A 7,738-nucleotide genomic window follows, 5' to 3' on the forward strand; every position below is an offset into this window, starting at 1 on the left:
AACATAAAGGGAGAACAGACATGGACACCCAACTCTTGATCGGGTCGCGCTTCGAAGCCGGCACCGAGGTCGAGGAGCACATCCTGAACCCGAGGACGGGCGCCAAGATCATCGATGTCGCGGAGGCTTCCCATGCACAACTCGACGTCGCCGTCGACGCGGCCGAGCGCGCCTTCGCCGCCTGGTCGCAGACGACGCCCGCCGAGCGCTCGAACTATCTCCTTAAGATCGCCGACGCGATCGAGAGGAACACCGATGGCTTCGCCGCGCTGGAGGCGCTGAACTGCGGCAAGCCGATCAATGCCGTGAAGAACGACGAATTGCCGGCGATCATCGACTGCTGGCGCTTTTTCGCCGGTGCGGTGCGCAACCTGCATGCCCCAACGGCCGGCGAATATCTGCCGGGCCACACCTCGATGATCCGCCGCGATCCGATCGGCATCGTCGGCTCGATCGCGCCCTGGAACTACCCATTGATGATGATGGCCTGGAAGCTGGCGCCGGCCATCGGCGGCGGCAACACGGTGGTCTTCAAGCCTTCCGAACAGACGCCGCTGACGGCGCTGAAGCTCGCGCGGCTGCTGGCGGAGATCCTGCCCGAAGGCGTCGTCAACGTCGTTACCGGCCGCGGCGAAACCGTCGGCAATGCGCTCATCAACCATCCGAAGATCTCGATGGTCTCGATCACCGGCGACATCGCGACGGGAAAGAAGGTGCTCGCCGCCGCCGCCAAGACCGTGAAGCGCACCCACCTCGAACTCGGCGGCAAGGCGCCGGTCATCGTCTATGACGACGCGGATCTGGAAGCTGTTGTGAACGGCATCCGCACCTTCGGATATTATAATGCAGGCCAGGACTGCACGGCCGCCTGCCGCATCTATGCCGAGGCCGGCATCTACGAGAAGTTCGTTGCCGACCTGACCTCCGCCGTCTCGACGATCCGCTACAACCTTGACGAAGATACGGAAAACGAGATCGGTCCGCTGATCTCGAAGCGCCAGCGCGATCGCGTCGCGAGCTTTGTCGAACGCGCGGCGGATCAGAAGCACATCGAGATCACCACCGGCGGCGACGCCGGCAGCAGGGATGGCTTCTTCTTCCAGCCGACCGTCGTCGCCGGCGCCACGCAGGAAGACGAAATCGTCCGCCGCGAGGTGTTCGGGCCGGTCGTTTCCGTCACCCGCTTCACCGGCAGCGATGACGCCGTCGCCTGGGCGAACGACAGCGACTACGGCCTCGCCTCCTCCGTCTGGACGAAGGACATCACCAAGGCGATGCGGGCGGCGTCCCGCCTGCAATACGGCTGCACCTGGATCAACACGCATTTCATGCTGACCAACGAGATGCCGCATGGCGGCGTCAAGCAATCCGGCTACGGCAAGGACATGTCGGTCTATGCGCTCGAGGACTATACCGCCGTCCGCCACATCATGATCAATCATGGCTGATGCCGATCGGTAGCAACGCCCCCTAACCGCTGATTCGCTACACATAAGGAGCCGGTTGCCCTTCGATCGTCGAAAGACGGCCGGATGGCAATTCTTTTCTCGCCTGATCGATAGTTCAGCAACGTGAGCCAGCGAGGCTTCGCCGCCGCGCCTGTTGCAGATTTCCCACAAATCCGAAAACATGACTCTTTAAGTCATAAAAAGCTCTTGCGCGTGCAAAAATCATGAGTGAATAGCTCATCTTATAGGATTTCGCTTATCGATCAGAAAGTTGCATCGCATGCCCGCCACGAGACCCCTCCTCCTGCCGCTCGTCCGCGCCGCCCTCGTCGGCACGTCCGCCCTCGCTCTCGTCGCCTCCGCGCAGGCGCAGGAATCACAGCAGGAGACGACGTCCAGCGGTGATTCGACTGCGCTCGAAACGCTGGTCGTCAACGGCGGCAGCGGCGGCGTCATCACGGCGGAAGGCTATGTCGGCATCAGCAGTGCGACTGGAGCCAAGGTCGATACGCCCTTCCTTGAGACGCCGCAGTCTATCTCGACGGTAACGGAACAGCAGTTGAAGGACCGCAATCCGCAGACACTGCTCGAAACCCTGGCCTATACGCCGAGCTCCCGTGTCGGCGCTTACGGCTTCGATCCGCGCTTCGACAGCTTTACCGTGCGTGGTTTCGACGTGACTTATACCGGCGTTTTCCGCGACAACCTGCGTCAGCCGGGCGCGGGCTCATCGCTGTTCAAGACCGAACCCTATGGTCTGGAAGGCGTATCGATCCTGCGCGGCCCTTCCTCTGCCCTCTATGGTGCGTCAGGAGCCGGAGGGCTTTTCAACCTGATCAGCAAGCGTCCAACCGAAGAGACGTTGCGCGAGGTGCAGGTTCAATACGGCAGTCACGACCGTTATCAGGGTCAGTTCGATTTCTCCGGCCCGGTCAATGAAACCGATCCGGTCTATTACCGTCTGACCGGTCTCCTGCGCGATGCCGATACGGAGCAGGTCGGTGTTCCGGACGATCGCGCCTATATCGCGCCCGCCTTCACCTGGAAGCCGGACGAGGACACCAGCCTTACCATTCTCGGTGAGTATTCGCGGACCAAGACCGGCGGCACGGCGGCCTACTACTACGATACCACCACGGGCAAGGTGACGGACTTCTTCGCCGGCAATCCCGCCTTCAACGACTCGATACAGACGCAAGGCCGGGTTGGCTATGAATTCGAGCATCGGTTCAACGACACGTTCGTCTTCCGTCAGAATGCACGCGTGTCAACGCTGAACATCGATGCCGATTGGGCCTTCGCCTATGCGCCTAATGCTGTCGATCCGACGCTTATCGACCGCAGCGCCGGAACGTTCGACGAACGACTGAACGCCATTGTGATCGACAACCAGCTCGAATCGAACTTCGAAACGGGCGCCCTCGACCACACGCTGCTTACCGGCGTCGACTTCACCAAACTGCGCTGGCGCTCGCTCGACGGTCGCGGAGTCTCGCCGCCGCTCGACACGAAGAACCCCACACGCGGCGATGCCGTCGCTCCGATAGACTTCCAAACGCGCGTCGTACAGGACCAGTGGCAGGTCGGCACCTACCTGCAGGACCAGATCCGCTACGACGCCTGGACGCTGACGATCGGCGGTCGCTATGACTGGGTCTCGTCCGACACCGATACGACCGACCTGCTGGCGGATACGCTCACCACAGTGTCTCAGACGGACAAGGAATTCTCCGGCCGCATCGGCTTGACCTATGAGACCGATATTGGTCTTGCGCCCTATATCAGCTACTCGACGGCCTTCGCGCCGAATGCCGGCCTCAACCTGGAAACGAACCAGCCGTTCAAGCCGACAGAGAGCAGCCAGGAGGAAATCGGCGTCAAATGGCTTTTGCCGAACAGCAACACGCTGATCTCCGCCGCCTTGTTCAATATCGACCAGAAGAACGGGCTGTACTACGAAGTCGTCAACCTGCCTTCGGGCCCGGCAAATATCCAGGTGCAGCGCGGCAAGCTGCGCTCGCGCGGCTTCGAGATCGAGGCGAACACGAGCCTCGACAATGGCCTTTCACTTACTGCCGCCTACTCCTACACCGATATGAAGATCATTCAGGGCCCGGCAGGCACGGTCGGGAATTACGTCTCCTCCGTCCCGCGCCACATGGCGGCGATCTGGGCCGACTACACGCTGCCGGAAGACGGTCCGGGTGCCGGGTTGGGCTTCGGCGCAGGCGCTCGGTTCATTGGATCGAGTTACGGCAACGACGCGAACACTATCCGCAATTCCGGGCGTGTCCTTTTCGATGCTGCGGTGCACTACGACTTCGCCGCGCTTGACCAGAAGTACGACGGCCTGCGGCTTCAGGTGAACGCCACCAACCTTTTCGACCGGCGCGAGCCCGTCTGCTCGGCCGGGTTCTGCTATCGCGACCAGGGCCGCACCGTCATCGGCTCGCTGCGCTACAACTGGTAGTACCATGGCAACGGGCGGGCATGAGAGCATGACGGAATCCGGCGGGGCAAAGCTCCTGTCGGCGGCCTTTGTCGGTCCCCATGCCTGGTGCAACGAGAAGATGATGCTGGCGGAAGATCTCTCCGACGGCATTCCCCTGACCACGTTTTTCGCCTCGGGCGCCTTCGAGCGGGCGCTTGCGACCTATGCGGAGACGTCGAACGGTACCGACCGGCGTGCCGTCGCGTCCATGTGGTCGCTCTATTATTTCTCCTGTCTCACCATCCCCTATGTCGTCGCGCGGGTGCTGGATCATCAGGTACTGCCCGTCGGCTTTGACGAGATGACCGTGGCGCTTTCGGCCGACGGCCTCCCCCGTGCCTTCGGAGTCGCGACGCCCGGCGACTGGCGGGATGACGACCAGCGGGAGATTTTCTCCGTGCTGGCTCCGTTGATGGAAGAACATCTCGCCAAGGTCGTCAGCCATCTGAAGGCCGTCGGCGGGATTTCACCCAGGCTCGCCTGGAACAATGCGGCCGTCTATATCGACTATGCGCTTCGCACGGCCGGAACCGAACCCTTGAGCGATCAGGCCGATGCCATGGTCGGCTGTCGCCTGATGCCTAGCGGCGCGCCCAACCCCTTCTTCGATTGCCTGCGCCACGAGGAAGAGGATGGGACGCGCGTCTGCCGGCGCAAGATCTGCTGCCTGCGATACCTTCTCCCCGGCATCCCAAGTTGCGGCAGTCTTTGCGCCCTTCCCAGCCAAAGGAAACAATAATTGTCTCGCCCTAATTTCCGCTTTGCGACCATCGTTCGGATCATCGCGCTTCTGTCGATGACGCTGTTCTGCCTTGCCGCCCGTGCGGAGACCCGATGGCCGATGACCATCACTGACGCGGTCGGCCGGCAAGTGACGATTCCGGCTCCACCCAAGGCGGTGCTGCTCGGCAGCGGCTTCAATCTTGTCGCCCTTTCGCTCATCCATCCGGATCCCGTAAGCCTCCTCGCCGGCTGGTCGGGTGACATGAAGAACGACAATCCGGAGATCTACGAGAGTTTCGTCCGCAAGTTCCCGAGGCTCGCAGAGGTACCGTTGATCGATGACGGCAGCGGAGCCGGCCTGTCCTTCGAGGCGCTCCTGACGCTCAAGGCCGATCTCGCGATCCTTGCCAATTGGCAAGCCGACACGGAAGCGGGCAAGCGTGCGATCGAATATCTCGAAAACGTCGGCGTGCCGGTGGTCGTCGTCGACTTCAACGGCGACCCCTTGAAGAACACCGCCGGCAACATGCGCCTGCTCGGCAAGATCTTCGAGCGAGAGAAGCAGGCCGACGATTTCGCCCGCTTCTATGAAGAGCGCCTCGCCCGCATTCGCGAACGGGTTGCGAAGCATCCCGAGCCGGGACCGACGGTGCTCATGGAAGCGTTCCCCGGTGCTGCGGCCTGTTGCTGGGCCTATGGCGTCGGCGGCCTCGGCGAATTCGTCAGCATTACCGGCAGCCGCAACATCGTCGAAGGAAAGCTGCCCCGCCCGGGCGGCATGGTCAACGCGGAAGCGATCATGGCCGAAGATCCCGATGTCTACATCGCCACCTCCTCGCCGGGCGGAAAATACAGCGGCTTCTCCATCGGTCCCGGCGTGAAGTCGGAAGATGCCGAGCGGACCCTGGCGGAAGCGGTGACGACGCCGGTGATGACGAGCACTGCAGCGGTCCGCAACGGGCGCGTCCATGGCCTCTGGAATTTCTTCAATGCCGTGCCGCTGAACGTCCTCGCAGCGGAAGCCTTCGCCTCCTGGCTGCGCCCGGACCTTTTTCCGGATGTCGATCCGGCGGCGAGCCTTGCGGAAATCAACACCCGCTTCGCCGCGGTCCCATTTGAGGGCAGCTACTGGATCAGCCTGAAGACGAGAAAATAGCTCGGCCTGCGGCCGGAAAAGAGCGCGAAGGCAGCGGGCGCCTAGCGCGTTGATTCCAAGGCATGTTATTCGAGTTCGCTTCCTCCGAGCGGATGCGGGCGCCTGGCAATTGCCAGGTGCGCTCGACGCCATATAAGGTTCCGCGAGGAGGAGCTCCATGCTGTGGTTGATTGTGCTGCTGGTCGCGGTGGCGATCGTATATCTCGCGGCCCGATACAGCCGCTTTCGCAACCGGGCCGAACTGGTCCTGTCAATCGCCGTCGCCCTCGGCCTGACCATCGCCTTCGTGATCTGGCTGAGCGAGCGCGGCAATCAGCAACCGCCGGCGCCACAGCCAACCCGCCCAGCCGGCCTCACGGCCAACGATGTCGCGCTTGAGGGCGTGAGCTTCGAACGCAACCAGTCCGAGCGGAGCTATCGTGTCCGCGGCACCGTTCGCAACAGCTCCGCCCTCTCGCTTGAATACTTCCGGCTCACCGTCACGCTCGAAGACTGCCCCGGCGGTACCTGCGAGCGGATCGGCGACGACACGGCGCTCATCCTCGTCCGAGTGCCGGGTGGCCAGAGCCGCCCCTTCGAGACGTTCCTCACCTTCCCGTTCCGGGACGGAGAGGCGCCCACCGCGCCGAAGTGGACCTACGAGGTGAGCCAGGTGAGAGGTGCGGCGACGCGTTAGCCCTGGAGAGTGCCTGTGAAGCGATCCCGGCCCCGTCCGCGAAATTCGTTGAAGCCGACCGTCACGCAGCCACGGCAGGGCCGAGCGTCGCAAGCAATTCGCCCGTCGTCACGACCGAAGCGAATTCCGCCCTCAGTGTCGCGACATGCGCGCGATGGATATCGCGCGCGGGAACCACGCCGCCCGCGCCGTCCGGCAGATCGAAGCAGTCGCAGGCATCCTCCACCAGGATCATGCGATAGCCCATATTGGCTCCCACCCGTACCGATGTCGAAACACACATGTCCGTGGAGATGCCGAAAAGCACGACAGTATTGGCGCCGAGACGCCGGAGCCGCAAGTCGAGGTCGGTGCCGATGAAAGCGGCATTGACGCTCTTGGTCACGAGCGGCTCCTCGCCCTTCGGACCGAACCCCGCGCGGAATGCATTGCCCGGCCGGTCCGGACGAAGTGTCGATCCGTCTTCGACGCTGTCATGACGGACATGGATGATCGGCCGTTTGGCGGCGCGCCAGGCGGCAAGAAGCGCAAGACCGTTCTCGTCGACGCGATCGTTCCAGCGCGGCGGCCACGGCGCGGCGTCAAAGGCCTGCTGCATGTCGATCGGTAGCAGGACGGCATTGTCGGGCAATTTCAAGCTGTTCATCATTGAAGCTCCTTCGTTGTTCCCGAACCGTAACTGCCCTATCGTCCGGTTTCACTCAGCATGATGCTGCCTGGGCCGGACATTCGTCCGGCAACAACGGCAGGGGACGACGATTTGACTGAACTCGATGAAAAGGACCGGCTATTGATTGCCGCCCTGCGCAAGGATTCACGCCAGAGCCTTGTCGCGCTTGCCCGCCATGCCGGTCTCTCGCGCAGCGCCACGCACGAGCGGCTTCGCCGGCTCGAGGCGAAGGGCGTCGTTGCGGGCTATACGATCCGCCTCGGTCAGGAGGATAAATCGCCGGTCGTGCGGGCGCTTGTCGCCGTCGCCTTCCAGCCGGGCAAGAATTGCGACCATGTCGTGCCGCATCTTTCCGGCATGCCGCATGTCGTCAGTTGCTGGTCGCTCGCAGGCGCAACGGATCTGATGCTGCTGGTCGAATGCGAGTCCAACGGCGAACTCGACACGATCCGGCGAAAGATTGCCACGATTCCGGGTGTCGCCACCGTCCAGACGCATGTGACGCTCAGGACGCATTTCGACCAGCAGCATCAGATCCGTTGCGCCTGCGAGCGACCAGCAACTGACGACATGC

At 62.7% G+C, this 7,738-nt stretch carries 7 protein-coding genes; 6 read left to right on the top strand and 1 reads right to left on the bottom strand.

Annotated features, from left to right (window positions below; genetic code table 11):
* The first annotated feature begins 20 nt into the window (after positions 1 to 20).
* The 5 genes from QN224_RS17010 (at position 21) to QN224_RS17030 (ending at position 6,494) form a co-directional block, all read left to right on the top strand.
* On the top strand, positions 21 to 1,448 hold the full coding sequence (locus tag QN224_RS17010; RefSeq protein ID WP_283977650.1) for a gamma-aminobutyraldehyde dehydrogenase: 1,428 nt from the start codon (positions 21 to 23) through the stop codon (positions 1,446 to 1,448).
* Positions 1,449 to 1,728: 280 nt separating this feature from the next.
* On the top strand, positions 1,729 to 3,918 hold the full coding sequence (locus QN224_RS17015; protein ID WP_283977651.1) for a TonB-dependent siderophore receptor: 2,190 nt from the start codon (positions 1,729 to 1,731) through the stop codon (positions 3,916 to 3,918).
* Positions 3,919 to 3,946: 28 nt separating this feature from the next.
* Positions 3,947 to 4,678, top strand: coding sequence for a siderophore-iron reductase FhuF (gene fhuF, locus QN224_RS17020; RefSeq protein ID WP_283977652.1), 732 nt, complete (start codon positions 3,947 to 3,949; stop codon positions 4,676 to 4,678).
* Complete coding sequence (locus QN224_RS17025) at positions 4,679 to 5,818, top strand: ABC transporter substrate-binding protein (protein WP_283977653.1); 1,140 nt, start codon at positions 4,679 to 4,681, stop codon at positions 5,816 to 5,818.
* A gap of 157 nt (positions 5,819 to 5,975) precedes the next feature.
* A complete protein-coding gene (locus QN224_RS17030) occupies positions 5,976 to 6,494 on the top strand; it encodes a hypothetical protein (RefSeq protein ID WP_283977654.1) in 519 nt (172 codons plus the stop codon).
* Positions 6,495 to 6,555: 61 nt separating this feature from the next.
* Here the strand turns inward: QN224_RS17030 and QN224_RS17035 are convergent, their stop codons facing one another.
* The gene (locus QN224_RS17035; RefSeq protein ID WP_269282133.1) at positions 6,556 to 7,140 is read right to left on the bottom strand and encodes an isochorismatase family protein; all 585 of its coding nucleotides are present in this window, start codon (positions 7,138 to 7,140) and stop codon (positions 6,556 to 6,558) included.
* 114 nt (positions 7,141 to 7,254) lie between these two features.
* Between QN224_RS17035 and QN224_RS17040 the strand changes: the two genes are divergently transcribed.
* Positions 7,255 to 7,738, top strand: a 484-nt coding sequence (locus QN224_RS17040) for an Lrp/AsnC family transcriptional regulator (RefSeq protein WP_283977655.1), incomplete at its 3' end; no start/stop codon positions are given.

It is taken from the genome of Sinorhizobium sp. 7-81 (assembly GCF_030124405.1).
Classification (GTDB): Bacteria; Pseudomonadota; Alphaproteobacteria; order Rhizobiales; family Rhizobiaceae; genus Sinorhizobium; species Sinorhizobium psoraleae.

Excerpts from the sequence above, each read along its gene's own strand:
- fhuF (WP_283977652.1), top strand. The coding sequence starts at position 3,947 with ATGACGGAATCCGGCGGGGCAAAGCTCCTGTCGGCGGCCTTTGTCGGT.
- QN224_RS17030 (WP_283977654.1), top strand. The coding sequence starts at position 5,976 with ATGCTGTGGTTGATTGTGCTGCTGGTCGCGGTGGCGATCGTATATCTC.
- QN224_RS17010 (WP_283977650.1), top strand. The coding sequence starts at position 21 with ATGGACACCCAACTCTTGATCGGGTCGCGCTTCGAAGCCGGCACCGAG.
- QN224_RS17015 (WP_283977651.1), top strand. The coding sequence starts at position 1,729 with ATGCCCGCCACGAGACCCCTCCTCCTGCCGCTCGTCCGCGCCGCCCTC.
- QN224_RS17035 (WP_269282133.1), bottom strand. The coding sequence starts at position 7,140 with ATGAACAGCTTGAAATTGCCCGACAATGCCGTCCTGCTACCGATCGAC.